This is a genomic window from Micromonospora endolithica (genome assembly GCF_003626595.1).
Classification (GTDB): Bacteria; Actinomycetota; Actinomycetes; order Mycobacteriales; family Micromonosporaceae; genus Micromonospora; species Micromonospora endolithica.
This window is the reverse complement of record NZ_RBAK01000001.1, coordinates 718,685-743,707: the sequence shown is the minus strand read 5'-3', so window position 1 is coordinate 743,707 and position 25,023 is coordinate 718,685. Positions and strand designations below refer to the sequence as shown.

Here is a 25,023-nt window from a genome sequence, read left to right as displayed (position 1 = left end):
CCGGTGCCGCCGAGATCGGAGGAACCGCGCCGGGACCCGACGGGCTCCCGGCGCGGCTCGTCCCGGGCCACCGGTGGCCGGAGCGGTGAACCGCGCTCCGGTGAGCCGGGCGTCGGCGGCATCTCCGACGCCCGCGCCTACACCCCCCGGGGACGCAGCATCCGCGAGGGTGGCGGACGGGAGGAGCCGGCGGCCCGGGGCGAGCAGCGGCGTACCCCCCGCAGCACCCGTTCCGGCGACCCGTTCCGGCCGGCGCTCCAGGTGCTCGACGGCGGTCGCGCCGGCAGCCGGGCCGGCCGGCGCGACGGCGCGCCGGCCCGGGGCGGCGTCGTGCGTACCGTCCAGGCCCGCACCCCGGGCACCGGCGACCCGCCACCGCCCCGACGGCGCCCGGCCGCACGCCGCCCGGAGCGGCCGGCCGCGCGGCGACCGTCGCGCAAGCCGCCGAAGCCGCCGCGGCTGGCCGACCCGCGTCGCCGGCTGCGGCTGGGGACGATGCTGACCCTGGCGCTGTTCGCCGTGATCGGCATCCGGCTGGTCGCCCTGCAGGCCGTGGAGGCACCGGCGTACGCCGACGCGGGCCTCGCCGACCGGCTGCGCACGGTGACCCTGCCGGCGCCACGCGGGGCGATCTACGACCGGTCCGGCGCGCCGCTGGCGCACAGCGTCGAGGCGCGGTACGTCTACGCCGACCCGACCCAGATCACCGACGTGCCGGCCACCGCGAAGGCGCTGTCCCCGCTGCTCGGCGTCCCCGAGTCGGAGCTGGCCGAGCGGATGCAGCCGCGCAAGCGTCCCAACGGCAACGACTCCGAGTTCGAGTACCTGGCCCGGGGGGTCGACATCACCCAGGCCCGCAAGGTGATGGCCCTGGAACTGCCCGGCATCAACACCCACCGCGACGAGCGGCGCGAGGTGCCCGGTCACGACCTGGCCGCGAACCTGATCGGTTTCACCAGCCAGGAGATGAACGGGCTGGAGGGGCTGGAGGCCCGCTACGACGACCTGCTGGCCGGCGAGGACGGCCAACGCCGGTACGAGGTCGGCCTGGGCGATCTGGCCGCGCCGATCCCGGGCGGCTGGAGCGAGACCACGAAGGCCAAGCCGGGCAGCTCCCTGCAACTGACCATCGACCGCGACCTGCAGTACATGTTCCAGGTGATGCTGGCCCGGCGGATGTCGGAGGTGAAGGGGAGCACCGGAGCGGCCATCGCGATCGACGTCGCCACCGGGGAGGTCCTCGCCCAGGCCAGCCACCCCACCTACAACGCGGCCAACCCGCTGCCGAGCGACCCCACCGACCGGGAGGACGCCGCCACCAGCTTCGTCGTCGACCCCGGCTCGGTGCACAAGGCGATCACCTTCGGCGCCGCCCTCCAGGAGGGCGTGATCACCAAGGACACCACGATCCCGGTGCCGAACGTGGTGGTCAGGGGCGGCTACGAGTTCTCCGACACGCACCCGGCCGACGGCAGGCGGATGACCCTGCCCGGGATGATGGCGTACTCGTCGAACGTGGGCACGATCGCCATCGCCGAGCGGCTCGGCAAGGAGCGGCTGATCGACTACCAGAAGCGGTTCGGGCTCGGCGAACCCACCGGGGTCGGCATGCCCGGCGAGGCCAGCGGCCGGCTGCTGCCCGCCGAGGAGTGGAGCGACTCGGCGTACGGGTCGGTGCCGATCGGGCACAGCGTGGACGCCACGCCCCTGCAGATGGCCGCGGCGTACGCCACCATCGCCAACGACGGGAAGTACGTGCAGCCGCACCTGATCCAGGAGATCATCGGGCCGGACGGACGGCGCACCAAGCCGGAGTCGCCGGAGACCCGCTCGGTGCTCAGCCCGGACACCGCCGCCGACCTGCGCACCGTCCTGGAGGCGGTGACCACCGTCGAGCACGCCACCGGCCTCGCCGCGGCGATCCCCGGCTACCGGGTGGCCGGCAAGACCGGCACCGGCTGGCGGCTGGTCGACGGGCAGAAGCAGCCCGGTCAGGTGGCGTCGTTCATCGGCATGGCCCCGGCGGAGAAGCCCCGGTACGTCGTCGCGGTCTTCGCACACACCCCCGCTGGCGGGGGCGGGGACATCGCGGCGCCCGCCTTCCGGGACATGATGCAGTTCACCCTGCGGAAGAACCAGGTGCCTCCGTCGAGTGCCGCCGCGCCGAAGTTCGAGGTCTTCGCGCGCTGAGCCGGGCCGGCGCGACATGATCGGTGAGTGCGGACGAACCACCGGGGCGGCTGTGCGGCGCGAACCGGACGACCGGGTAGGGTCTGACGCCGTGCCCGGCAATCCTCGTCCCCGTACCGCGATCGGCATCCGGCTCGGCGACCTCGCCGCCCGGCTCGCCGTGCCACCCCCGGCGGACGCCGTCGGACCGGTGGTGACCGGGGTGACCCACGCCAGCCAGGAGGTCCGCCACGGCGACCTGTACGCGGCGCTGCCCGGCGCCCGCCGGCACGGCGCGGAGTTCGCCGCCGGCGCGGCACGGGCCGGCGCGGTGGCCGCCCTGACCGACCCGGCCGGCGCCCCGGCGGTGGCCGAGGCCGGCCTGCCCGCCCTGGTGGTGGACGACCCGCGCGCGGTCCTCGGCGACCTCGCCTCCGCCGTCTACGGCGACCCCACGGCGGACCTGACGGTGATCGGGGTGACCGGCACCGCGGGCAAGACGTCCACCGCCTACCTGGTCGAGTCCGGCCTGCGCGCGGCCGGCCACACCACCGGCCTGATCGGCACCGTCGAGACCCGCCTCGGCGACCTGGTGGTGGACAGCGTCCGCACCACCCCGGAGGCCACCGACCTGCACGCGATGCTCGCCGCCGCCCGGGAGCGGGGCGTGGACGCGGTGGTCATGGAGGTGTCCAGCCACGCCCTGGCGATGGGGCGGGTCGGCGGCGTCCGGTTCGCCGTCGGCGGCTACACCAACTTCGGCTCCGACCACCTCGACTTCCACGCCGACTCGGCCGACTACTTCGCCGCGAAGGCGAAGCTGTTCGACGGGCGCTGCGCCGTGGAGGTGCTCAACCACGACGACCCGGCGCTGGTGCCGCTGCGCCGGCCCGCGACAGTGACCTACTCGGCGGCCGGCGATCCGGCTGCCACCTGGTGGGCCGACGAGATCGACGGCGAGGGGTACGCCCAGCGCTTCACCCTGCACGGCCCGGACGGGCTGACCCTGCCCGCCGGCGTGGCGCTGCCCGGCCGGCACAACGTGGCCAACGCGCTGCTCGCGGTGGCCCTGCTGACCGGCGCCGGGGTGGACCCGAAGACCGCGGTGGCCGGGGTGGCCGCCTGCGGCGGGGTGCCCGGCCGGCTGGAACTCGTCGACGCCCCCGGCCCGGTCCGCGGTGTCGTGGACTACGCGCACAAGACCGACGCGGTGGTGGCCGTGCTGGCCGCGCTGCGCGAGTTCAGCCCGGGCCGGGTGATCTGCGTGATCGGCGCCGGCGGTGACCGGGACCGGGGCAAGCGGCCGCTGATGGGCGCGGCGGCGGCGGAGGGAGCGGACGTGGTGCTGGTGACCGACGACAACCCGCGCACCGAGGACCCGGCGGCGATCCGCGCCGAGGTGCTCGCCGGTGCGTACGGCGCCGACGCGGACACCCGGATCGTCGAGGTGGACGGGCGCCGGGCCGCGATCGCCGAGGCCGTCCGGCTGGCCGCCCCCGGAGACGTCGTCGCGGTCCTCGGCAAGGGCCACGAGCAGGGCCAGGAGGTCGCCGGCCAGGTGCACCCGTTCGACGACCGCGCCGAGCTGGCCGGCGCCCTGCGGGCCCGCTTCGGCGACCCGGCGGGTGCCCGGTGATCCCGCTGACCCTGGCCGAGGTGGCCGCCGCGGTGGACGGGCGGCTGGTGGCCGCCGATCCGGACGCGCGGGTCACCGGAACGGTCGAGTTCGACTCCCGGAAGGTCGGCGCGGGGGCGCTGTTCGTGGCGTTCGCCGGCGAGAAGGCCGACGGCCACGACTACGCCGCCGCGTCGGTGTCCGCCGGCGCGGTGGCCGTGCTGGGCACCCGCGAGGTGCCCGGGGTGCCGATGGTGCTGGTCGCCGACGCGCTCGCCGCGATGGGCCGGCTGGCCCGGGCGGTGGTGGACCGGCTGCCCGAGCTGACCGTGATCGGGCTGACCGGCTCGTCCGGCAAGACCACCACCAAGGACCTGATCGCCCAGCTCGCCGCCCGGCTCGGCCCGACCGTCGCGCCGCCCGGGTCGTTCAACAACGAGCTGGGGCACCCGTGGACGGCCCTGCGGGCCGGACCGGAGACCCGCTACCTGGTCATGGAGAAGGGCGCCCGGGGGGTCGGCCACGTGCGGTACCTCTGCGACGTGGTGCCGCCCCGGATCTCGGTGGTGCTCAACGTCGGGGTCGCGCACATCGGCGAGTTCGGGTCCCGGGAGAGCATCGCGCTGGCCAAGGGCGAGCTGGTCGAGGCCCTGCCGGCCGACGGGCTGGCGGTGCTCAACGCCGACGACCCGCTGGTCGCCGCGATGGCCACCCGCACCCGGGCCCGGATCGTCCGGTACGGCGAGGCCGCCGACGCCGACATCCGCGCCGAGGACGTGACGCTGGACGAGCGGGGCCGGCCGTCGTACACGCTGGTGACGCCGGAGGGGACCGCGCCGGTGCGGCTCGGGCTGACCGGGCGGCACCAGGTCTCCAACACCCTCGCCGCCGCGGCGGTGGCCCGCGAACTGGGCATGCCGCTGGCCGAGCTGGCGATCGCGCTGGGCGCGTTGGGGCTGGTCTCCACCCGGCGGATGGACGTGTTCGAACGCGTCGACGGGGTGACCGTGATCGACGACTCGTACAACGCCAACCCCGCCTCGACGGCCGTGGCGCTGCGGGCGCTGGCCGGCATCGGGCGGGACCGGCGTACCGTCGCGGTGCTCGGCTACATGGCCGAGCTGGGCCCGTACGAGCACGAGGGGCACGTGGAGGTCGGCCGGCTGGTGGCCGAGCTGGGTGTCGACCGGCTGCTCGTGGTGGGCGAACCGGCGGCGCCGATCCACGAGGGCGCGACATCGGTAGGTGACTGGGGAGGAGAGTCGGTGCTGCTCACCGATCAGGCGGCGGCCGTCGAGGTGCTGCGGGACGAGCTACGGCCGGGCGACGTCGTCCTGGTGAAGGGCTCCCGGTACCGCACCTGGGAGGTGGCCGACGCGCTGCGCGCCGACGCCGCCGTCGGGCCCGCGGGTGCCGGGGAGACCGCGGTCGTGACCGGAGGGGACGTCGCGTGAGGGCGGTCATCGTCGCCGTCGGGGTCGCCTTCCTGGTCTCGCTGTTCTGCACCCCGATCGCGATCAAGGTGTTCACCCGGCTCAAGGCCGGTCAGCCGATCCGAACCGACGGCCCGCAGATGCACATGGGCAAGAAGGGCACGCCGACGATGGGCGGGGTGGTCTTCATCCTGGCCACCGTCATCGCGTACGTCGCCGGTCACCTCGCGCTGACCACCCTGCCGGACGCGCAGATCGCCCAGGTCGAGCCGACCATCACGGCGTTGGTGCTGCTGGGCCTGATGGTCTTCTCCGGCGCGGTCGGCTTCATCGACGACTTCCTGAAGGTCCGCAAGCGGCACAGCGGCGGCCTGAGCGCGCGGGCCAAGCTGCTCGGCCAGATCCTGGTCGGCGCGGTCTTCGGCGTGGTGGCGCTCTACTTCCCGAGCAGCATGACCGACGCCGACGGGCAGGCGACCAACACCGAGACGGTGGGCAGCACCACGCTGAGCTTCATCCGGGACATCCCGGCACTGGAGCTGACCAAGGTCGGCGCGGTGATCGTCTTCATCTTCGTGGTGATGGCCGCGACGAACGGCGTCAACCTCACCGACGGCCTGGACGGCCTGGCCACCGGCGCCTCGGTGATGGTGCTGGCGGCGTACGCGCTGATCGCCTTCTGGCAGTACCGGCACTGGTGCGCAGACCCGAACTACACCGAGGCGTACTGCTACACGGTGCGGGACCCGTTGGAGATCGCGTTGATCGCCGGGGCGGCGGCCGGCGCCTGCGTCGGGTTCCTCTGGTGGAACACCTCGCCGGCCCGGATCTTCATGGGCGACACCGGCGCGCTGGGCCTGGGCGGCCTGATCGCCGGTATGGCGATGTCCACCCGGACGATCATGCTGCTGCCGATCATCGGCGGCCTCTTCGTGATCATCACGATGTCCGTGGTCATCCAGATCATCTCGTTCAAGACCACCGGCAAGCGGGTGTTCCGGATGTCCCCGTTGCAGCACCACTTCGAACTCGCCGGGTGGAGCGAGGTCAACATCGTGGTGCGGTTCTGGATCATCGCCGGCATCGGCGTGGCCATCGCGCTGGGCCTGTTCTACAGCGAGTTCCTCGCCAACGTCGGCTGAGCGGTCTACGTCCCGGAGCACGGCGGCGCGGTCCCACCCGCCGCCGTGCCTCGCGTGGGCGGTGCCGTACTTCCGCGTCGGTGGTGCCGCCGCCGCGCCGGTGGTGCCGCCGCCGGCTGTTAACAGGGGGCCCTTCCTCTACCGCAGGCGTTAACAGGGGGCCCTTCCTTGCACCGCACGACACGCCGAGGACGGCGTTGCGGGGGTGGGCGAGCCGGCCAGCGGCCATGATGTCGGTGTGGGGGAGGAACGCGGCATCGAGGTCAGAGAGTCACCCGGAACGGCGCGGGCGCCGGAGGAGCCCGGCGGCGCGGCGCCGCTGCGCGGCCTGGACACCGCGGGCGGGCTGGCCGCCCTGCGGGGGTTGCTGGACCGTCCGCTGGCCTCCTACTACCTGCTGCTCGCCAGCGCCGGTCTGCTGCTGCTGATCGGCCTGACCATGGTCTTCTCGGTGACCAGCGTGCGGGACTACGCCCAGGGGGGCAGCGCCACCACCTCGCTGACCAAGCAGACGATCTTCGCGGTGATCGGCATCGTCGCGTTCTGGGCCTGCCAGCGGCTGCCCGCCCGCACGTTCCGGGTGGTCGGCTGGCCGGCCCTCGGCGTGTCGGTGGCGCTGCTGCTGCTGCTCAACGCCCTGGTCGCGGTGCAGTCGATCGCCGACGTCGACGGGGTCGGACCGCTCTACGCCGAACAGCTCTGGCTGCACCTGGGCCCGATCCAGATGCAACCGTCGGAGCTGGCCAAGTTCGCCCTGGTGCTCTGGGGCGCCGACGTGATCGCCCGCAAGGGCGTCAAGCTGGGCTGGTGGCGGGAGCTGGCCACCCCGCTGTTCCCGGTGGTCGGGCTGCTGTTCGTGCTGGTCGGCTACAACGACCTCGGCACCATGCTCTGCCTGCTGGCGCTGGTCGTCGGCCTGCTCTGGGCGGCCGGGGTGCGGCTGCGGGTGTTCGCCACGCTGATCGTGATCGGTCTGATCGGCGTCGGCCTGTTGGTGGCGGTCGCCTCGCTCGGGGCCGGGTCGGGCGAGCGGGGCGCGGACAACTACCGGTTGGAACGGTTGACCATGTTCGTCGACCCGCCTCCGCTGGACGAGTGCGGGGACCGGCAGTGCTACCAGATGGCCCAGGCGCGGTACGCGATCGAGAACGGCGGCTGGTTCGGCACCGGCCTGGGCAAGAGCAGCCTCAAGTGGGGCCGGTTGCCGGCGGCGGAGAACGACTTCATCTTCGCGGTGATCGCCGAGGAACTGGGCCTGGTCGGGTGCGTCGTGGTGGTCGCGCTGTTCGCCGTGCTCGCGTACACCGGTCTGCGCATCGCCCGCCGCGTCGCCGACCCGTTCCGGCGGCTGGCCGCCGCCGCGGCGACCGCCTGGCTGGTCGGCCAGGCGGTGATCAACATCGGTGGGGTGATCGGGCTGCTGCCGCTGACCGGCGTGCCACTGCCGTTCATCTCCGACGGCGGAAGTGCCCTGGTCGTCACGCTCGCCGCGGTCGGCATGCTCGCCTCGTTCGCCCGCGCCGAACCCGATGCGGCCAGAGCCCTGCATGCCCGTCCGCCGGCCCGGTGGGTCCGACTAGTGTGGGCCCCGTTGCCGCCGCTTCCCGGCCGGCGCCGCCGACCGGCGACGCCGCCCGCCGGCCGAGGGCCGGTGCCCCGGGCACGGGAGCGGCGCGGAGACGACCAGGCCGTGCCGCGCGGTGTCCCGGGTGACCGGAGCCGACGCGGGGCGGCGGACGAGAGGAGACGTTGATGGGTCCGCTGCGTTCGGTGGTGCTCGCGGGAGGTGGCACGGGAGGGCACATCTACCCGCTGCTCGCCTTCGCCGACTGCCTGCGCCGGCACGACCCCGGCGTCCGGATCACCTGCCTGGGCACACCCCGGGGCCTGGAGAACGAGCTGATCCCACCGCAGGGCTACGACCTGCGGACCATCCCGGCCTACCAGCTGCCCCGCTCGGTCAACATGAACCTGGTGCGCACGCCGGGCCGGATGTGGACCGCGGCCCGCGCGGCGGGCAGGGTCATCGACGAGGTACGCGCCGACGTGGTCGTCGGCTTCGGCGGGTACGTCTCGGTGCCGGCCTACCTGGCCGCGTGGCGGCGCGAGCTGCCGATCGTCATCCACGAGGTGAACGTGCCCCCGGGCGTGGCCAACCGGCTCGGCATGAAGTTCACCAAGCACGTCGCGGTCGGCTTCCCGCACCAGCCCGCCCAGGCCGAGTCGCTGCGCGAGGCCCGGGTGGTCGGCGTGCCGCTGCGGCGCGGCATCGCCGGCCTGGACCGGTACGCGGCGCGCAACGCCGCCCGCGCCCACTTCGGACTCCGCCCCGACCTGCCGGTGCTCTTCGTCGCCGGCGGCTCGCAGGGGGCCCGGTCGATCAACCTGGCGGTCGCCGGGGCGGCCAAGGAACTGGCCCGCAACGGCGTGCAGGTACTGCACGTGATCGGCGCCCGCAACGAGCCGGTGCCGGTGCCCACCGACCTGCCGGTGCCGTACGTGACGCTGCCCTACCTGTCCGAGATGGAGCTGGGCTACGCGGCGGCCGACCTGATGCTCGGCCGGGGTGGCGCGATGACCTGCGCCGAGGTGGCCGCGATCGGGCTGCCCACGGTCTACGTGCCGTACCCGCACAGCAACCAGGAGCAGAAGCGCAACGCGCTGCCGGTGGTGGAGGCCGGTGGCGGACTGCTGGTCGACGACGCCGAGGTGACCCCGGACTGGGTGGAGCGGAACGTCATCCCGCTGATCCGCGACCCGCACCGGCTGCACGCGATGGGTGCCGCCGCGGCCTCGTACGGCCGCCGCGACGGCGACGAGGCACTGCTCAACTACGTCTACGAGGCGGTGGCCCGATGACCGCGTCGCCCACCCACCGGGCGGGTCGGTCCGCCGCGACTGGAAGGTCCTGATCCATGAACACCGCGCAGTTCACCCCGGCCGGCACGCTCACCGCCGAGGATCTTGGCACCATCCACCTCATCGGCGTCGGCGGGGTCGGCATGAGCGGCCTGGCCCGGCTCTTCCTCACCCGGGGCATCCGGGTCTCCGGCAGCGAGCTGCGGGAGTGGCCGTCGCTGGCCGGCATGCGGGCGCTCGGCGGGACGATCCACATGAGCCACGAGGCGTCCAACCTCGACGGCGTGGACACCGTGGTCTACTCCTCGGCGATCCCGCAGGACCACCTGGAGATGGTCGAGGCGCGCCGGCGCGGCCTGCGGGTGCTGCACCGCTCCGAGGCCCTCGCCGCGGCGATGACCGGTCGGCGGACGGTCGCCGTCGCCGGCACCCACGGCAAGACCACCACCACCTCGATGGTCACCATGGTGCTCCAGCAGGCCGGCGTGGACCCGTCCTTCGTGATCGGCGGGGAGATCTCCGAGGTGGGCTCGGGCGCACACCACGGCACCGGCGAGTACTTCGTGGTCGAGGCGGACGAGAGCGACCGTTCCTTCCTCATCTACCGCCCGTACGTCTCGATCATCACCAACGTGGAGGCCGACCACCTCAACACCTACGGCGACCTGGCCAACCTGGAGGCCACGTTCGCCGAGTTCGCCCGGCTGACCGACCCGGACGGCTTCATCATCACCTGCGCCGACGACGCGGGGGGCCGCCGGCTGGCCGAGACGCTGCGCGCCGAGGGACGCCGGGTGCACACCTACGGCGAGGCGGCCGACGCCGACCTGCGGCTGTCCGAGATCGCCTCCTCGGCCCGGGGTGTGCGTTACCTGGCCCGGATCGACGGCCGGTCGCTCGGCGAGTTCCGGCTGCCGGTGCCGGGGCGGCACATGGGGCTCAACAGCGCGTCGGCGGTGCTGGCCACGTACCTGCTGAACCTGCCGCTGGAGGCGGCGGAGGCCGCGCTCGCGGCGTTCCCCGGCGTGCGGCGGCGTTTCGAGCGCAAGGGTGTCGCGGACGACGTGCTGGTCTACGACGAGTACGCCTACCACCCGACGTCGATGACGCTGGCCTTGCAGACGTTGCGTGAGGTGGCCGGGGACGGCCGGCTGATCGTGGTGTTCCAGCCCTACCGGCTCTACCGCACCCGGGACCTGCAGACCGAGATCGCCGAAGCCCTGGCGATCGCCGACGAGGTGGTGCTGCTGGAGGTCTTCGGCCCCGGCGAGCTGCGCGCCCCGGGGGAGGGGTCGGCCGCGCTGGTCGAGGCGATCGGCCTGCCGGCCGAGCGGAAGGTCTTCGTCGACTCCTGGGAGGCGGTGCCGGCCGAGGTGGCCCACCGGGCCCGGCCGGGCGACGTGGTGGTCACCATGGGCGCGCCGCCCATCTCGCTGATGGGTGACCAGTTGCTCGACGCCCTCTCGGCCCGCACCGCGGATCCGGCGGCGCCGGCCGGCACGGTACCCGGCGGCGTGGCCGGCGGGGCGACCACCATCGGTGGGACCGTGCCGGGTGTCGGCCCGGTCGGGAACGGCACGGCGCCCGCGGCCGGATGAGTCCGGGACCGGCGCGGGGGCGTACCACCGGCGCGGACGGCGGCACCGGTCGCCGTACCGGCGCCGGGCCGGCCCGTGGGCGCGGCTCCGGCGGCGGCGGGCGCACCTCCGGCGACGGCGGCGGCCGGCGTGGTCCGGCCCGCCGGTGGCAGCTGGTACGCGCCGGCAGCGACGCGGTGCCCGCCTCGACCCGCCGTTTCATGGCCCGGGCGCGGCAGCGGCGGGTACGCGCGGCGCTGCCCTGGGCGGTCGCCGCCGGTGTGCTGGCGCTGGCCGGCCTGGTCGCCTGGACGCTGCTCGGCACCGGCCTGTTCGGTGTCCGTGAGGTCCGGGTCGCCGGCGCCGAGCTGGTCACCCCGGTGCAGGTACGGGACGCGGCGGCGGTGCCCGACGGCACCCCGCTGGCCCGGGTCGACCTGGCCGCCGCGGCAGGGCGGATCGGCGCGCTGCCCGCGGTCCAGCGGGCCACGGTGACCCGGGACTGGCCGGACGCCCTGGTGGTGACCGTGACCGAGCGGACGCCGGCGGCGACCGTCCCGCGCGACGGGCAGTTCGTGGTGGTCGACGCGGCCGGGGTGGTCTTCCGGACCCTGCCGGAGCAACCGGCCGGCCTGCCGGTGGTGCGCGTCGCCCGGCCCGGGCCGGACGACCAGGACACCCGCGCCGCGCTGGAGGTGCTCGCCGCCCTCACCCCCCGGCTGCGCGACGAGCTGGCGGACGTCACGGTGGAGGGGCTGGCCCGGATCACGCTGCGGTTGCGTGGTGGCCGGGAGGTGGTGTGGGGCGACGCGACGCGGAGCGCGGACAAGGCGCGGGTGGCGACCGCCCTGCTGGACCGGGACGCCGACCGGATCGACGTCAGCGTGCCCGACGTGGTGACCCTCCGGTGATTCGTCCGCGCCGCCCGGGCGTGAGGTGTCCCGCTCCGGCGGCGACACGCCGGGGGCGATCCTTGGCTCATCGGGCGGCGGCGCTTACGTTGCCCCGAAGAGGATCAGTGGTTGACATAACTGTAAGCCTCTAGTAGAGGGTGAGGGTTCTCCCTCGGTCTCGCTGGTGACCGTCCATGTCGACCACCGATCCCGGCCAAGCCGTGTGGGGTCGGCCCATGCCAATCTCGAAGGGAAAGGACCGGAGATGACACCTCCGCACAACTACCTGGCGGTCATCAAGGTCGTCGGCATCGGGGGCGGCGGCGTCAACGCCGTCAACCGGATGATCGAGGTTGGGCTCAAGGGCGTCGAGTTCATCGCGATCAACACCGACGCGCAGGCGCTGCTGATGAGCGACGCCGACGTGAAGCTCGACGTCGGCCGGGAACTGACCCGTGGCCTGGGCGCGGGCGCCAACCCGGACGTCGGCAAGAACGCCGCCGAGGACCACCGCGACGAGATCGAGGAAGTGCTCAAGGGCGCCGACATGGTCTTCGTGACCTGCGGCGAGGGCGGCGGCACCGGCACCGGCGGCGCGCCCGTGGTGGCCAACATCGCGCGCAAGCTGGGGGCGTTGACGATCGGCGTGGTCACCCGGCCGTTCTCCTTCGAGGGCAAGCGCCGGCAGGTGCAGGCCGAGGCCGGAATAGACGAACTGCGCAACCAGTGCGACACGCTGATCGTCATCCCCAACGACCGGCTGCTCGCGCTGGGCGACCGCAACATCTCCATGATGGACGCCTTCCGCACCGCCGACCAGGTTCTGCTCTCCGGTGTCCAGGGCATCACCGACCTGATCACCACCCCCGGTCTGATCAACCTGGACTTCGCCGACGTCAAGAGCGTGATGAGCGGGGCGGGCAGCGCGCTGATGGGCATCGGCAGCGCCCGGGGTGAGAACCGGGCCGTGGAGGCGGCCGAGGCGGCCATCTCCAGCCCGCTGCTGGAGCAGAGCATGGACGGCGCCCGGGGCGTGCTGCTCTCCATCGCCGGCGGCTCCGACCTGGGACTCTTCGAGATCAACGACGCGGCCCAACTGGTCACCGACGCGGCCCACCCGGACGCGAACATCATCTTCGGGGCGGTCATCGACGACGCCCTCGGCGACGAGGTGCGGGTCACCGTCATCGCGGCGGGCTTCGACGGGGGTACCCCGGCCTACAAGGCGGCGGAGCCGACCCGCAAGAGCAACCAGAACCAGCCCACCCAGCCGAGCGCGCCGATCACGCCGCCGAGCACCGTGCCGCCGCCGCAGCAGTCGCCCCGCCGGGTGCTCTTCGACGACGTGGACGTGCCCGACTTTCTCAAGAACGGTTCCTGAGTCACCCCGATGACCGACAGCCCAGCACCGGTACGCCCCGACCGGCGCGCCGAGATCGCGGCCGGCCTGGCCGGCGTACGCTCCCGGATCGCCGACGCCTGCGCCGCCGCCGGTCGGGACCCCGCCGAGGTGACCCTGATCGCGGTCACCAAGACCTACCCGGCCGGTGACGTGGTGGCGCTGGCCGCCCTCGGCGTCACCGACGTGGGCGAGAACCGCGACCAGGAGGCGGCGCCGAAGGCCGCCGAGGTGGCCGCGGCCGGGGCGGACCCGTGCTGGCACTTCGTCGGCCAGCTCCAGCGGAACAAGGCGAAGTCGGTGGTCCGCTACGCCGACGTGGTGCACTCGGTGGACAGCGTCCGGCTGGCCCGGGCGCTGGACGCCGCCTCGGTGTCCGGCCGGGACCGGCCGCTGGACGTGCTGGTCCAGGTGAGCATCGACGCCGACGCCGCCCGGGGCGGCGCGCTGCCGGACACGGCCGACCCGGACGCCGGCCTGGCCGCGGTGGCCGAGGCGGTGGCCGGTGGGGACGGGCTGCGGCTGGCCGGCCTGATGGCGGTGGCGCCGCTGGGGTGGGAGCCGGACCGGGCCTTCGCCCGGCTCGCCGAGGTGGCCGAGGCGTTTCGCGCCGTCCATCCGGGGGCGACCGCGCTCTCCGCCGGAATGAGTGGCGACCTGGAAACTGCGATCCGTTACGGCGCGACACATGTCCGCGTCGGAAGCGCGTTGCTCGGAATGCGTCCCACGCTGCGGTAGCCTGAGCCCGGAGATACGAATTACATCGGTGTTGTTTGTGGGAGCGGCAACCCGTCGGCGGGGGTCGTGGCGCGGGACGCGAATCGCGCGCCAGGGGATTGCCGATCCGGTCCGGTGGGCAGAGATGATCCACTCGCGACAGGCGAAACGGCACGGGGGCGCGTGCCGTACGGCGGAGGAGAAGGGCGCGGGATGGGTGCACTGCGCAAGGCGGGGGTCTGGCTCGGTCTGGTGGAAGAGGACGACGAGCGCGGCTACGACGACGGTGGTTACGACAAGGGTGGCTACCGCGAGTCCCGGTACCGGTCGAGCCGGTACGCGGAGGAGTTCGCCGACGACGAGGAGGACGACTCCGACGAGCCGCCGGCGCCGCGGACCCGCCTGGGGGACCGGGGTCGGCTCTCCGACCGCGCCAGCGGCCGGGGGATCGACGGCGACCGCGCGGACACCGAGCGTCCGGAGCGGGTCGACCGGTCCAGCGTCCGTTCCATCACCCGGTCCGGGGAGAGTTCCGGCGCCCTGACGTACCACACCAGGGACAACCTCGCGCTGGCGCCGCAGTCGGCGCCCCGCGAGCGGGCCGTCGTGGTCGAGCAGGAGGAGCAGCGTTACCAGATCACCACCCTGCACCCGACCACCTACCGGGAGGCGCGCACCATCGGTGAGCACTTCCGGGACGGCGTCCCGGTGATCATCAACCTCACCGAGATGGACGAGGCGGACGCCCGCCGTCTGGTGGACTTCGCCGCCGGGCTGGCGTTCGGGCTGCGCGGTACGATCGAGCGCGTGACCAATCGGGTGTTCCTGCTCTCACCGGCCAACGTCCAGGTCACCGCGGAGGACAAGGCCAAGATCGCTGAGGGCGGCTTTTTCAGTCTGAGTTGACCCCGCCCGACCCGAGGGACATCGCCTGCCGTGTTGTCGATCCTGCTCCAGGTTCTCTACCTGATCCTCTATGTCTTCCTGATCCTGCTTCTGTCCCGATTCGTGTTGAGTGCCGTCCTTCAGTACGGGCGACGCTGGCAGCCGGGCCGCGGAGCGTCGGCGGGACTGGAATCCGTGTGGAGCGTCACTGATCCCCCTCTCCACGCGTTGAGGCGTGTGATCCCTCCGCTGCGAATTGGTACCGTGAGCATCGACCTGGCCTCCCTTGTGCTCCTGGTTATCCTGTTCGTGCTGATGGAGTTCGTGTTAGGGCCGTCGATCGTCAGGGTGTCCTGATGACCGACGCGCTTTCGCGGCCGCAACTGACCCGAGGAGTTTCGATGCCGCTGACCCCGGCCGACGTCCACAACGTCGCCTTCAAAAAGCCGCCGATCGGCAAGCGGGGGTATGACGAGGAGGAGGTCGACGCCTTCCTGGACGAGGTCGAGCGCGAGCTCGCCCGTCTCATCGAGGAGAACAACGAGCTGCGCGCCCAGGTGGAGCGCGGCGGCCGTGGCGGTGCCCCCGCCGGCCCCGGTGGCGACGTTCGCCTCGCCGCCGAGCTCAACGACGTCAAGGCGCAGCTCGACCGGGTGCAGCGGGACAAGGCCGCGGCCGAGCAGGCCGCCCGTGCCATGCAGGCCGAGCTGGAGCAGGTCCGCACCACCGGTGGCCCGGCGGTCGGCGGCGACGGCGAGCAGCAGGCGCTGCGGGTGCTGATGATGGCCCAGCGGACCGCCGACGACCACGTGTCGGACGCTCGCCGCGAGGCCGACCAGCTGCTCTCCGAGGCCCGTTCCAAGGCCGAGGAGGTCACCCGCGAGGCGCGCGCCAAGGCCGACGCCCTGGAGCGCGACGCCCGCCAGCGGCACCAGGAGGCCATGGGCGGCCTGGACGCCAAGCGCACCGCGTTGCAGAAGCACATCGAGGAGCTGAAGCAGTTCGAGCGGGAGTACCGGACCCGCCTGAAGGCCTACCTGGAGAGCCAGCTGCGTGACCTCGACGGTCGCGGCCAGGGCCTGGAGGCCGAGATGACCCGTTCCGAGGGCGGCCGTGCCGTCGGCGGCAACGGGCTGGCCACCGCGGGTCTCGCCGGTTCCTACGGCGGCGGTCGCTCCGGCGCCCTGGAAGCCGGTCGCTGATCGCCGGTCGGCGGCCGTCGCCTCCGTGACGGCCGCCGACCTCGCCTCAATCGGTACGACGCGACGGGGGTGAGCCGTGATAGCCGCCAGTCTCCTGCTCATCCTCCTCGCGGTCGTGCTGCTGGTGGTGGGCCTGGCCAGTGGGTCGAGCCTGCTGTTGATCGTCTCCATCGCGGCCAGTCTGTTGGCCGCGGTCGCACTGGTCGTGGGCGCCCGCCAGGCCGCCGTCGACCGGGCGACCGCCGGTCGACCGACCCGACCCGCCGCACCGACCTCCCCGCCCTACGCGCCCCGGCCCCCGGCCGAGGCGTACAGCCCGGTGGAGGAGTCCTTCCGCCCGGCGGCCGGGCCGTACAGCCCGGTGGGGGAGCCCTACAGCCCGGTGGCGGCTTCGGGGGTTCCGGTCCAGCACGTTCCGCCGACGGTCGACACCGGCGGCACCGGGTGGCGGCAACCGCCCGGGTCGCCGGTCGACCCCGGTCCGCGGGACGTGGGCGCGGCCCACGACGACGAACCGGCAGCGCAGGACGTCGGCACCGCCGAGGTGGCCCGCCTCGCGGGTCTCACCGCCGAGGTGCGGGTCGTCGACGGCCGTCCCCGCTACCACCTGGCCGACTGTCCGCATCTGGTCGGCCGTGAGCACGAGCCGCTGCCGGTCGCCGAGGCGGTCGACCTGGGATTCACCTCGTGCGCCCACTGCACCCCGGCCACCACCCTGCTCGCCCGCCGGATCCCCAGCGGCGGCGCCGGTGCCTGAGGGTCGGCCGGAACGGGCCGCCGGGCAGGGCGGACCCACCGGTACCGGCACACTCACCGTCGCCGTCCGGGTCAAGCCGGGTGCCTCCCGCAACCGGGTCGGTGGCTGCTTCGCCGGTCCGCACGGTCCGGCGCTGGTGATCGCGGTCAACGCGCCCGCCGTGGACGGGCGGGCCACCGAGGCGGCCCGCCGCGCGCTGGCCGACGCCCTGGGGGTCCGGCCCGGCACCGTGTCGCTGCGCACCGGGGCGGTCAGCCGGGACAAGCTCTTCCAGGTCGATCCGGCGACGGAGGACCTGGCCGGTACGCTCCGCCGGCTGCGGGACGGATCCGCCGGGTGAGGCGTGCCCGGGGCCGGCAACCGTGACGCCCGGGCTGGACATCGCGCTGCTGGTCGGCGCGGCCGTCCTGCTGGTGGCGGTCGGCGCGGTGCGCCTGTCCACCCGCCTCGGTGTGCCGAGCCTCCTGGTCTATCTCGCCCTCGGGGTGGCGATCGGTGAGTCCGGGCTGGGCATCAACTTCGACGACGTCGAGCTGACCCGTACCCTCGGCTTCTGCGCCCTCGTGGTGATCATCGCCGAGGGTGGTCTGACCGCCCGGTGGAGCACCCTGCGCCCGGTGCTCGGACTGGCGTCCGCGCTGTCCACCGTCGGTGTCCTGGTGAGCATCGTGGTCGTCGGGCTCGCCCTGCACCTGCTGCTCGGGCTGGACTGGCAACTGGCACTGCTCTACGGCGCGGTGCTGTCCTCGACCGACGCGGCGGCGGTCTTCGCCACCCTGCGCCGGCTGCGGCTGCCGCCCCGGCTGGTCGCCACCCTGGAGGCCGAGTCCGGCATGAACGACGCGCCGGTGGTGCTGCTGGTGGTGCTGCTGTCCCGGGAGTCGATGTCCCACCCGTGGTGGTACGAGGTCGGACTGGTCACCTACGAGTTGGGGGCGGGAGCCCTGATCGGGGCCGCCGCCGGTGTCGGTGGCCGGTGGGCACTGGGCCGGGGCGCCCTGCCCTCGGCGGGCCTGTACCCGATCGCGGCGGTCGGCCTGACCGTCCTCGCGTACGCGGCCGGGTCGGTGCTGCACGCGTCGGGTTTCCTCGCCGTCTACGTGGCCGGCGTGGTGCTGGGCAACGCCCGGTTGCCGCACCGGCAGGCGATCCTCGGCTTCGCCGACGGCCTGGCCTGGTTGGCCCAGATCGGGTTGTTCGTGCTGCTGGGACTGTTGGTGTCGCCGAGCCGGCTCTCCTCGGCGGTGCTGCCGGCGGTGGTGACCGGCCTGGCGCTGCTGCTGCTGGCCCGTCCGCTGTCGGTGGCGGTGTCCGCGCTGCCGTTCCGGGTGGGCCTGCGGGAGCAGGCGTTCCTGTCCTGGGCCGGCCTGCGCGGCGCGGTGCCGATCGTGCTGGCGACCATCCCGTTGTCCGAGCGGGTGCCGGGGGCGGAGCGGCTCTTCGACGCGGTCTTCGTGCTGGTGGTGATCTTCACCCTGTTGCAGGCCGGCACGCTCGGTCCGGCCGCCCGCCGGCTGGGCGTGACCGCGCCGTCCGAGGCCACCGAGATCATGGTGGAGACCGCGCCGCTGGAACGGATGCGGGCGGGGCTGCTCCAGTTGGAGGTGCCGCCGGGCTCGCGGCTGGCCGGGGTGCACGTCGACGAGTTGCGGTTGCCGCCGGGTGCGGCGGTGACGCTGGTCCTGCGGGACGGGGTGGGCGTGGTGCCCGGCCCGGACTTCCGGTTCAAGACCGGTGACAGCCTGTTGATCGTGGCCACCGACGGTGCGCGGGACGAGACGGAGCGGCGGCTGCGGGCGGTCAGCCGGCGGGGTCGGCTGGCTCGCTGGTTTGGCGAGTACGGCGAGGATCGCGATGGTTGATCTGCTAGCGTTCCTTTTGCCCTGATACGGCATAACTCAGGGCCGAACGACGGGGCGTCGGTGCGGCACGTTGTCGGACGCCTGTACGTTCCGTATCCTTGCCAACCTCCGGAGTGCTCGGCCTTGTCGCCGTGCGCCCGTTTCGTACCTGGGGGCGTCGATGCCGGCGACCCCTGTCCAGGTGCCGCGGACCGCCGCGGTTCCGCGGCGCGAGGGAGCGACGATGGCCAAGCCAGCCGACACCAGGACCGCCGGCCGCAAGCCGGCGGCCAAGGCCACCCGCAGCGTCGCGGAGACCGAGAAGATCCGGGCGGCCCTGGCGGCGCGGCGGGACGAGTTGCGCGCCGAGTACGATCAGACGCTGAGCGAGATCACCGAGCTGCAGCGCGACCGGCTGACCGACTCGGCCGGGGACGACCAGGCCGACACGGGCACCAAGACGTTCGAGCGGGAGCAGGAGATCTCCCTCGCCAACAGCATCCGGGAACGGATCACGCAGGTCGAGCGCGCCCTGGAGCGCCTCGACGAGGGTGGTTACGGCTGGTGCGAGCGGTGCGGTAACCCGATCCCCGTGGAGCGGCTCGCGGCGTTCCCCTCGGCCACCCTCTGCGTGACGTGCAAGCAGCTGGAGGAGCGGCGCTGACGCCCGCTCCCCGGCCGCCCGAGGAGGTGGCGCGCCCGCGTCGCCGCGAGCGTCGATGGGGAGCAGATGACCGCAGCACCGCCCGCCGGATCCGACCGGCCGGAGCCCGGCGACCGTAGGCCCCGGCCGCGGACCGTCGGCCTCCTGGCCGGCGTCGCGCTGTTCGCGCTCCTGGCCGACCTGCTCACCAAGCACCTGGCCCTGGCCGAACTCCCCGACCGCGAGCCGGTCCGGCTGCTCGGCGGGGCGGTCTACCTCAGCCTCATCCGCAACAGCGGCGCGGCCTGGGGGATGGGCTCCGACTACACCTGGGTGTTCCCGTTGATCACCATCGGCGTGGTCGGCTGGATCGTCTGGATGGCGCTGCGACTGCGGTCGACGCCCTGGGCGATCTCGCTCGGGCTGGTGCTGGGCGGGGCGCTCGGCAACCTGATGGACCGGCTCTTCCGGGCGCCCGGTCACTTCGTCGGCCACGTGGTCGACATGATCAGCGTCTTCGGGCCGTACGGCGAGTACTTCCCGGTGTTCAACCTGGCCGACAGCTCGCTGGTCTGCGGCGTCGTACTCGCCGTCGGACTGGAACTCACCGGCCGCCAGCGCGACGGCGGGCGGATCGGCCGCGACGGGCGCCCGCTGGAGCCGGGCGAGGGCACGTCGGCCGGATCCACCGCCGAGCAGCGGGAGCGGGCATGACCTCGGCCTTCGCCGCCGGCGGCGACCACCGATCCCTTCCGGTCCCGGACGGGCTCGACGGCATGCGGCTGGACCAGGCCGTCGCCCGCCTGTTCGGGCTGTCCCGGACGGCCGCCGCGGCCCTGGTCGACGCCGGCGACGCGCTGGTCGACGGCGTGGCGCGGGCCAACTCGCACAAGGTCAAGGCGGGTTCCTGGCTGGAGGTGACCCTGCCGGCCCCGGCCGCGCCGGTCACCGTGGTGCCCCAGGCGGTGCCCGGCCTGCGGGTCGTGTACGCCGACGACGACATCGTCGCGGTGGACAAACCGGTCGGTGTCGCCGCCCACCCCAGCCCCGGCTGGACCGGTCCGACCGTGATCGGCGCGCTGGCCGCGATCGGTCACCGCATCTCCACCAGCGGCGCGGCCGAACGACAGGGCGTGGTGCACCGGCTCGACGTGGGCACGACCGGGATCATGGTGGTGGCCAAGAGCGAGCAGGCGTACACCGCGCTGAAGCGGGCCTTCAAGTACCGCGAGGTGGAGAAGCGGTACCACGCCGTCGTGCAGGGCCACCTGGACCCGCTGCGCGGCACCGTGGACGCGCCGATCGACCGGCACCCCACCCACGACTACCGGTGGGCGGTCGTGTCCGGCGGCAAGCCGAGCATCACCCACTACGACACGCTGGAGGCGTTCCCGGCGGCGAGCCTCGTCGACGTGCAGTTGGAGACCGGCCGGACGCACCAGATCCGGGTGCACTTCTCCACCATGCGGCATCCGTGTGTGGGCGACCTGACGTACGGCGCCGACCCCACCCTGGCCGCCCGACTCGGACTGACCAGACAGTGGCTGCACGCACGCGAGTTGAGTTTCCTGCACCCCCGAACGGGGGACGAGGTGCGCTTCGTGAGCGACTACCCTGACGATCTGGAGCGCGCGCTGCAACTCCTGCGGGACTGACGGCGGCGACCCGCCCGAGAAGATCCGAACGAGGGGACCTCCACCGTGCGCGCCGGTGACCTGCTGCGGCAGCTGGACCAGCGGCTGCTGACCCGCCTGGCCGGCGCCGCGACACGGCAACGCCTGGGGCCGGCCCGACCGCGGGTGCTGCCCGCCGCCGCGGTGCTGTCCTGCCTCGCGGTGCTGGCCACCGCCGTGTGGGCCGGCGGTGAGCGCGCCGTCTCCGACCGGACGGTGGGCGACGTCACCCGGGTCGGCGTCGCGGCCGGCGACTCCATCCCCGGTTACCTGCGCACCGCCGCCGCCGACCTGGCCGCGCTGCCGGCCGTCGATCCGGCCACCGGCGACGGGACGTACGCGCTCGTGTCGTTCAACGCCTATCTGACCGCGCAGCGCGCGGCGGTGGTCTTCGGCGACGTGCCGGTCGCCGCCGTCTTCGGCCGGGTGCCGCTGCCCGACCGGCAGACCGAGATCGTCCGCATCGCCGCGCAGCGGCTGCCCGACGACGTGGTCACCGGCATGGCGGCCCTGGCCGCCCGCAAGGACCGGGAGGCCGCGGACTACCGGAGCCGGGCCGCCGCGCTGGGCGGTGGCGACCCCGCCGAGCGGGAGCTGCGCCAGTTGTACGTCAGCGGCGCGCAGGTGGCCACGGCGGAGGCGGCGGCCTACCGCTCCGGATGCGCCTGCGTCTACGCCGCGGTGATCCGGGCCGAGCCGGGCACGCTGCGCCGGCTCGCGTACCGCCCCGGGGTGCGGGCGGTCGACCCGGCGCCCGAGGTCCGCCGGCTGGAACGTACGGTCTTCACGCCGCCCCTGCCCGAGCAGGAGGAGGTGGCCAGCCCGCCCGCCGACGCCGGTCTGGCCGACGAGGAGCCGACCCCTGGCGTGGAGGACCGCGCGCCGGAGCCGTCGGAGGCTTCGGTGTCCGCGTCGGCCGCGCCGACGGCGACGGCGGCACCGGAGGTGACGGATTCCTCACCGGATCCGCACCCTCCGACACCCGCCGAAACACCGCCCAGCACCCCGCCGACCTCGGCGGACGTGCCTCCGACGGGCTCACCGGAGGCGACCGGCTGACGGCGGCCCGCAGGATAAGTGGGCGGGCCGGTGTGGTCCGAACGGGTTTTCGTTCGTAGCCTGTCAGCGGAGACGGGCGAGCGCTGGGGAGGCGAGCCGTGGACGGCAGCGAGACCGGCTGGGGGCGGCCGGCCGAACCAGCACCGCGGTGGCGGGCGCTGCTCGACCGGGCCCGGCTCGGCGGTCGCTCCGCAGAGCAGGCGGAGGACGACCGACGGACCGAGCAGGCGCCACCGGACCCGCTGCCCCGGCGTGGGTCGGGCAACGGCTACGCCGGGCGGGCGCCGGCGGTCGGCCATCCGGCCGAGCTGTCGTACGGCGCGGACCCGGCCGAGCCGACCTACGGCCGGCGGGCCCGGTCGCAGGGCCACGAGCCACCCCCACCGTCGTACGCCGACCCCGCGCCGTCGTCGTACGGGGCGGAGTTCGGCCGGCGCGCCGACGCGGCCTACCGGGCCGAGGGGACCTACCGGGTCGAGCCGGCGTACCGGGCCGATCCGGCGGTCGAGCCGGCCTACCGCTCGCCCGGTGACTACCGCCCGGCACCGACGTATCCCGAGCCGGAGCCGCCGCCGGTGGAGTCCCGCTACGCGCTGCTCGACAACGGCTACCGGCACGCCTCGCCGAACCCGGCCGAGTCGCGTCACCTGCTGGACGGCGGCTACCGGGCCGAGCAGGCGTACGCCCCGCCGGCCCGACCGGCACCGGTCCCGCCGGTCGCCCCGCCGGTCGCGCCGCCGGCGCTGCCCGAGCGCGGTTACCGGGCGCGGGTCGAGTGGCGGCCACCGGCGGTCGACCCGGAGCTGGAACGGGCCACCGGCGTGCTCCGGCGTGACCTGGGCACCCCCCGGGTGCTCGCCTTCGCCAACCCCAAGGGCGGGGTGCACAAGACCACCGCCACGGTGCTGGCCGCGGCGACCGTGGGCAGTGTTCGTGGGCGGGGCGTGCTGGCCTGGGACGACAACGAGTTGCGCGGCACGCTGGGGCTGCGCGCCGGCAGCGCCCGGCACGCCCGCACCATCCGGCACCTGATCAGCGACCTCGCGCACATCGAGATCAAGGAGGGTGCCGAGCTGCTGGAGCACCTCGACGACTACCTCCGGCACGCCTCCGACGGCTCGTACGACGTGCTGGCCGGCGAGGAGAGCCCCCGCTTCGCCCAGCGGCTGGACCAGTTCACCGTCCGCCGGGTGCTGGAGCTGCTGCGGCGCACCCACGACGTGGTCTGCGTGGACACCGGCAACAACGTGGAGAGCGCCAACTGGCGGACCGTGATGCAGGCCGCCGACCAACTGGTGGTCACCACCGTGCCCCGGGAGGACGCCGCGTTCAGCGCGGACTGGATGCTGGACCTGCTGCACGAGGTGGGGATGGGTGAGCTGGCCGACAACGCGGTCACCCTGATCTCCTGCCCCACGCCGGGTCGGTCGTCGTTGCAGGACGACCTGGAGCGGCACTTCGCCACGCGTACCCGGGCGGTCGCCGTGGTGCCGTACGACCCGGCGCTGGAGACCGGCTCGTCGATCGAGTACCCGCAGTTGCAGGCGGAGACCCGGCAGGCGTGGCTGAAGGCGGCGGCGGTCATGCTGGAGCCGTTCGCCCGGTGAGCGGAAGCGTCGCCCTCGGACACCCGGACACCCGGGCGGCCTGAGAGGATCACCGGGTGAGCCCGGACACCCCTGAACCCGACCGCGACCGTCCCGTCGGCGACCGGCAGGCCCCGACCCCGCCGGTCGCCGCGGAACCGGGCGCGGCCCACCCGGAGTCCTTCCCCGGGACGTGGTACGACCCGGGCCCGCCGGTCCCCGTCGAGCCGGAGCTGCCCCGGGGCCGGGCGCTGCGGCGAGCGGCGCTCGCGGCGCTGGTGGTGACGGTGCTGGGGGTGCCGCTCGGGCTGCTCTGGACGGCACTGGCACCGGACACGCCGGTACGCAAGGTCGCCGAGGGTGCCGTCTACGCCGAGCCGCAGCCGGAGCAGCCGATCGCCGCCGACGGGTGGTTCAGCCTGCTCGGCCTGGGCTTCGGCGTGCTCGTCGCGCTCGGGTTGTGGTTCGCGCTGCGTCGCCTGCGCGGGCCGGTCGGGCTGGCCGCCGCCGCGCTCGGGGCGTTCGGGGCGGCGGTGGTCGCCTGGCAGGTGGGCCGCCGGATCGGGCTGGACACCTACCAGCGGCTGCTGGCGACCGCCCCGGACGGGCAGGCCTTCGGCAAGCCGGTGGACCTGCGTGCCGGCGGTGTCGACCTGGTGCTCGGCGTCCTGCCGGTGCCGCACGGCAACCTGCTGCTGCCCGCGTTCGGCGCGGCCGTCACCTACACCCTGCTGGCCGGCTGGTCCCGCTGGCCGTCGCTGCGGCCGGAGCCGGAGCCCGGCGCCCTCAGTTGGGGGTCGGCGGCGACGCCAGCTCCGCCAGCGGCACCGGAACCGCCCGCACCTGGCGCAGCAGGGTCGACTCGCGGTTGAGCAGCCGCAGCTCGGCCCGCAGCCGGGCGGCGGTGTCGTCGATGGTCAGCAGGCGTTGCCGGTCGGCCACGGTCAGCGCCGCCGTGGCGGCGACCAGGTGGGACAGCACCGTCGGGTCCTCCGGCAGTTGCTCGGAGAGCTGCTCCTCGTCGGCGCGGATCAGGCCCAGGTATTGCCGGAAGACCGAGATCACCCGGGCGGCCAGCAGGTCGGTGGCCTCGTCCGGCGCGGTCGGCTCCGGCAGCCACTGCACGTCGGCGGTCAGGTAGGGCGCGGCGTCGGCGTCGACGTCGGTGACCCGGAAGCGCCGCCGTCCCACCGTGACGATGTCGTAGCCCCCGTCGGCCAGCTCGGTCACCTGCCGCAGCTCGGCGGTGCAGCCCACCTCGTGCAGGGCGACGTCCCCGCCGCCGGGCACCGGACGCCCGTCCGGGGCGGTCGTGGCGACCTCCCAACCGGCCCGGATCGCCACCACGCCGAACTCGCGGGGGCGGCCGGCGGGCAGGTCGACCAGGTGCCGCACCAGCGCGCGGTAGCGCTCCTCGAAGATGTGCAGCGGCAACACCAGGCCGGGGAAGAGCACCGTCCCGAGCGGAAACACCGGCAGCCGCGCAGTCACACCGCCGAGCCTAGTCCGATCCCCGAACGGTGGCGTGTCCCGGCTCACCCGTCCCGGCGGGCGGGCGGCCCGGGCCGGCCCG

Annotated in this window: 23 protein-coding genes; 22 read left to right on the top strand and 1 reads right to left on the bottom strand. The window is 74.2% G+C overall.

Annotated elements, in window-relative coordinates:
* The first annotated feature begins 3 nt into the window (after positions 1-3).
* The 22 genes from D7223_RS03275 (at position 4) to D7223_RS03170 (ending at position 24,322) form a co-directional block, all read left to right on the top strand.
* Entirely contained in the window at positions 4-2,190 is a 2,187-nt protein-coding gene (locus tag D7223_RS03275; protein WP_120724596.1) for a peptidoglycan D,D-transpeptidase FtsI family protein, read from the top strand.
* Positions 2,191-2,242: 52 nt separating this feature from the next.
* The gene (locus D7223_RS03270; protein ID WP_238161523.1) at positions 2,243-3,805 is read left to right on the top strand and encodes a UDP-N-acetylmuramoyl-L-alanyl-D-glutamate--2,6-diaminopimelate ligase; all 1,563 of its coding nucleotides are present in this window, start codon (positions 2,243-2,245) and stop codon (positions 3,803-3,805) included.
* A complete protein-coding gene (locus D7223_RS03265; protein WP_120724592.1) occupies positions 3,802-5,238 on the top strand; it encodes a UDP-N-acetylmuramoyl-tripeptide--D-alanyl-D-alanine ligase in 1,437 nt (478 codons plus the stop codon). Before D7223_RS03270 ends, D7223_RS03265 begins: the two co-directional genes overlap by 4 nt.
* Complete coding sequence (gene mraY / locus D7223_RS03260) at positions 5,235-6,359, top strand: phospho-N-acetylmuramoyl-pentapeptide-transferase (protein ID WP_120724590.1); 1,125 nt, start codon at positions 5,235-5,237, stop codon at positions 6,357-6,359. The genes D7223_RS03265 and mraY overlap by 4 nt, the downstream gene beginning before the upstream one ends.
* Before the next feature lie 328 nt (positions 6,360-6,687).
* Positions 6,688-8,112 carry an FtsW/RodA/SpoVE family cell cycle protein gene (locus D7223_RS03255; protein ID WP_420330292.1) on the top strand — a complete coding sequence of 475 codons (1,425 nt, stop codon included), beginning with the start codon at positions 6,688-6,690 and terminating at the stop codon, positions 8,110-8,112.
* The gene (gene murG, locus D7223_RS03250) at positions 8,112-9,218 is read left to right on the top strand and encodes an undecaprenyldiphospho-muramoylpentapeptide beta-N-acetylglucosaminyltransferase (RefSeq protein ID WP_120724588.1); all 1,107 of its coding nucleotides are present in this window, start codon (positions 8,112-8,114) and stop codon (positions 9,216-9,218) included. The genes D7223_RS03255 and murG overlap by 1 nt, the downstream gene beginning before the upstream one ends.
* Positions 9,219-9,274: 56 nt before the next feature.
* Positions 9,275-10,816, top strand: coding sequence for a UDP-N-acetylmuramate--L-alanine ligase (gene murC / locus D7223_RS03245; protein WP_120724586.1), 1,542 nt, complete (start codon positions 9,275-9,277; stop codon positions 10,814-10,816).
* The gene (locus D7223_RS03240) at positions 10,813-11,706 is read left to right on the top strand and encodes a cell division protein FtsQ/DivIB (RefSeq protein ID WP_120724584.1); all 894 of its coding nucleotides are present in this window, start codon (positions 10,813-10,815) and stop codon (positions 11,704-11,706) included. Before murC ends, D7223_RS03240 begins: the two co-directional genes overlap by 4 nt.
* Before the next feature lie 247 nt (positions 11,707-11,953).
* Complete coding sequence (gene ftsZ / locus D7223_RS03235; RefSeq protein ID WP_120724582.1) at positions 11,954-13,069, top strand: cell division protein FtsZ; 1,116 nt, start codon at positions 11,954-11,956, stop codon at positions 13,067-13,069.
* A gap of 9 nt (positions 13,070-13,078) precedes the next feature.
* Positions 13,079-13,825 carry a YggS family pyridoxal phosphate-dependent enzyme gene (locus D7223_RS03230; RefSeq protein ID WP_120724580.1) on the top strand — a complete coding sequence of 249 codons (747 nt, stop codon included), beginning with the start codon at positions 13,079-13,081 and terminating at the stop codon, positions 13,823-13,825.
* 192 nt (positions 13,826-14,017) lie between these two features.
* A complete protein-coding gene (locus tag D7223_RS03225; RefSeq protein WP_120724578.1) occupies positions 14,018-14,710 on the top strand; it encodes a cell division protein SepF in 693 nt (230 codons plus the stop codon).
* Positions 14,711-14,740: 30 nt separating this feature from the next.
* Positions 14,741-15,046 carry a YggT family protein gene (locus tag D7223_RS03220; RefSeq protein WP_120724576.1) on the top strand — a complete coding sequence of 102 codons (306 nt, stop codon included), beginning with the start codon at positions 14,741-14,743 and terminating at the stop codon, positions 15,044-15,046.
* A 44-nt stretch (positions 15,047-15,090) separates the two neighbouring features.
* On the top strand, positions 15,091-15,891 hold the full coding sequence (locus D7223_RS03215; protein WP_120724574.1) for a DivIVA domain-containing protein: 801 nt from the start codon (positions 15,091-15,093) through the stop codon (positions 15,889-15,891).
* Positions 15,892-15,967: 76 nt separating this feature from the next.
* The gene (locus D7223_RS03210; protein WP_120724572.1) at positions 15,968-16,648 is read left to right on the top strand and encodes a hypothetical protein; all 681 of its coding nucleotides are present in this window, start codon (positions 15,968-15,970) and stop codon (positions 16,646-16,648) included.
* Positions 16,641-16,988: a DUF167 domain-containing protein gene (locus tag D7223_RS03205; RefSeq protein ID WP_120724570.1), complete on the top strand. Its 348-nt coding sequence runs from the start codon at positions 16,641-16,643 to the stop codon at positions 16,986-16,988. Before D7223_RS03210 ends, D7223_RS03205 begins: the two co-directional genes overlap by 8 nt.
* A 22-nt stretch (positions 16,989-17,010) precedes the next feature.
* Positions 17,011-18,510, top strand: a complete 1,500-nt coding sequence (locus tag D7223_RS03200; protein WP_120724568.1) for a potassium/proton antiporter — start codon at positions 17,011-17,013, stop codon at positions 18,508-18,510.
* 223 nt (positions 18,511-18,733) lie between these two features.
* Complete coding sequence (locus tag D7223_RS03195) at positions 18,734-19,153, top strand: TraR/DksA family transcriptional regulator (protein WP_120724565.1); 420 nt, start codon at positions 18,734-18,736, stop codon at positions 19,151-19,153.
* A gap of 66 nt (positions 19,154-19,219) precedes the next feature.
* Entirely contained in the window at positions 19,220-19,846 is a 627-nt protein-coding gene (lspA, locus tag D7223_RS03190; RefSeq protein ID WP_120724562.1) for a signal peptidase II, read from the top strand.
* A complete protein-coding gene (locus D7223_RS03185; RefSeq protein ID WP_120724560.1) occupies positions 19,843-20,787 on the top strand; it encodes an RluA family pseudouridine synthase in 945 nt (314 codons plus the stop codon). Before lspA ends, D7223_RS03185 begins: the two co-directional genes overlap by 4 nt.
* A 45-nt stretch (positions 20,788-20,832) precedes the next feature.
* Positions 20,833-21,864 (top strand): hypothetical protein, encoded by a 1,032-nt coding sequence (locus tag D7223_RS03180; RefSeq protein ID WP_120724557.1) that lies wholly within the window; start codon positions 20,833-20,835, stop codon positions 21,862-21,864.
* Positions 21,865-21,962: 98 nt separating this feature from the next.
* Positions 21,963-23,471 carry a MinD/ParA family ATP-binding protein gene (locus D7223_RS03175; protein ID WP_120724555.1) on the top strand — a complete coding sequence of 503 codons (1,509 nt, stop codon included), beginning with the start codon at positions 21,963-21,965 and terminating at the stop codon, positions 23,469-23,471.
* A 56-nt stretch (positions 23,472-23,527) separates the two neighbouring features.
* On the top strand, positions 23,528-24,322 hold the full coding sequence (locus tag D7223_RS03170; protein WP_120724553.1) for a DUF2567 domain-containing protein: 795 nt from the start codon (positions 23,528-23,530) through the stop codon (positions 24,320-24,322).
* Here D7223_RS03170 and D7223_RS03165 read toward each other — a convergent pair.
* Positions 24,237-24,941, bottom strand: a complete 705-nt coding sequence (locus tag D7223_RS03165; protein ID WP_120724551.1) for an LON peptidase substrate-binding domain-containing protein — start codon at positions 24,939-24,941, stop codon at positions 24,237-24,239. The two genes, D7223_RS03170 and D7223_RS03165, sit on opposite strands and share 86 nt — an antisense overlap.
* Positions 24,942-25,023: the final 82 nt, after the last annotated feature.

What these genes read in the sequence shown, in the direction of transcription:
- murG (WP_120724588.1), top strand. Translation starts at nt 8,112, where the DNA reads ATGGGTCCGCTGCGTTCGGTGGTGCTCGCGGGAGGTGGCACGGGAGGG.
- murC (WP_120724586.1), top strand. Translation starts at nt 9,275, where the DNA reads ATGAACACCGCGCAGTTCACCCCGGCCGGCACGCTCACCGCCGAGGAT.
- D7223_RS03240 (WP_120724584.1), top strand. Translation starts at nt 10,813, where the DNA reads ATGAGTCCGGGACCGGCGCGGGGGCGTACCACCGGCGCGGACGGCGGC.
- ftsZ (WP_120724582.1), top strand. Translation starts at nt 11,954, where the DNA reads ATGACACCTCCGCACAACTACCTGGCGGTCATCAAGGTCGTCGGCATC.
- D7223_RS03230 (WP_120724580.1), top strand. Translation starts at nt 13,079, where the DNA reads ATGACCGACAGCCCAGCACCGGTACGCCCCGACCGGCGCGCCGAGATC.
- D7223_RS03225 (WP_120724578.1), top strand. Translation starts at nt 14,018, where the DNA reads ATGGGTGCACTGCGCAAGGCGGGGGTCTGGCTCGGTCTGGTGGAAGAG.
- D7223_RS03215 (WP_120724574.1), top strand. Translation starts at nt 15,091, where the DNA reads ATGCCGCTGACCCCGGCCGACGTCCACAACGTCGCCTTCAAAAAGCCG.
- D7223_RS03195 (WP_120724565.1), top strand. Translation starts at nt 18,734, where the DNA reads ATGGCCAAGCCAGCCGACACCAGGACCGCCGGCCGCAAGCCGGCGGCC.
- lspA (WP_120724562.1), top strand. Translation starts at nt 19,220, where the DNA reads ATGACCGCAGCACCGCCCGCCGGATCCGACCGGCCGGAGCCCGGCGAC.
- D7223_RS03185 (WP_120724560.1), top strand. Translation starts at nt 19,843, where the DNA reads ATGACCTCGGCCTTCGCCGCCGGCGGCGACCACCGATCCCTTCCGGTC.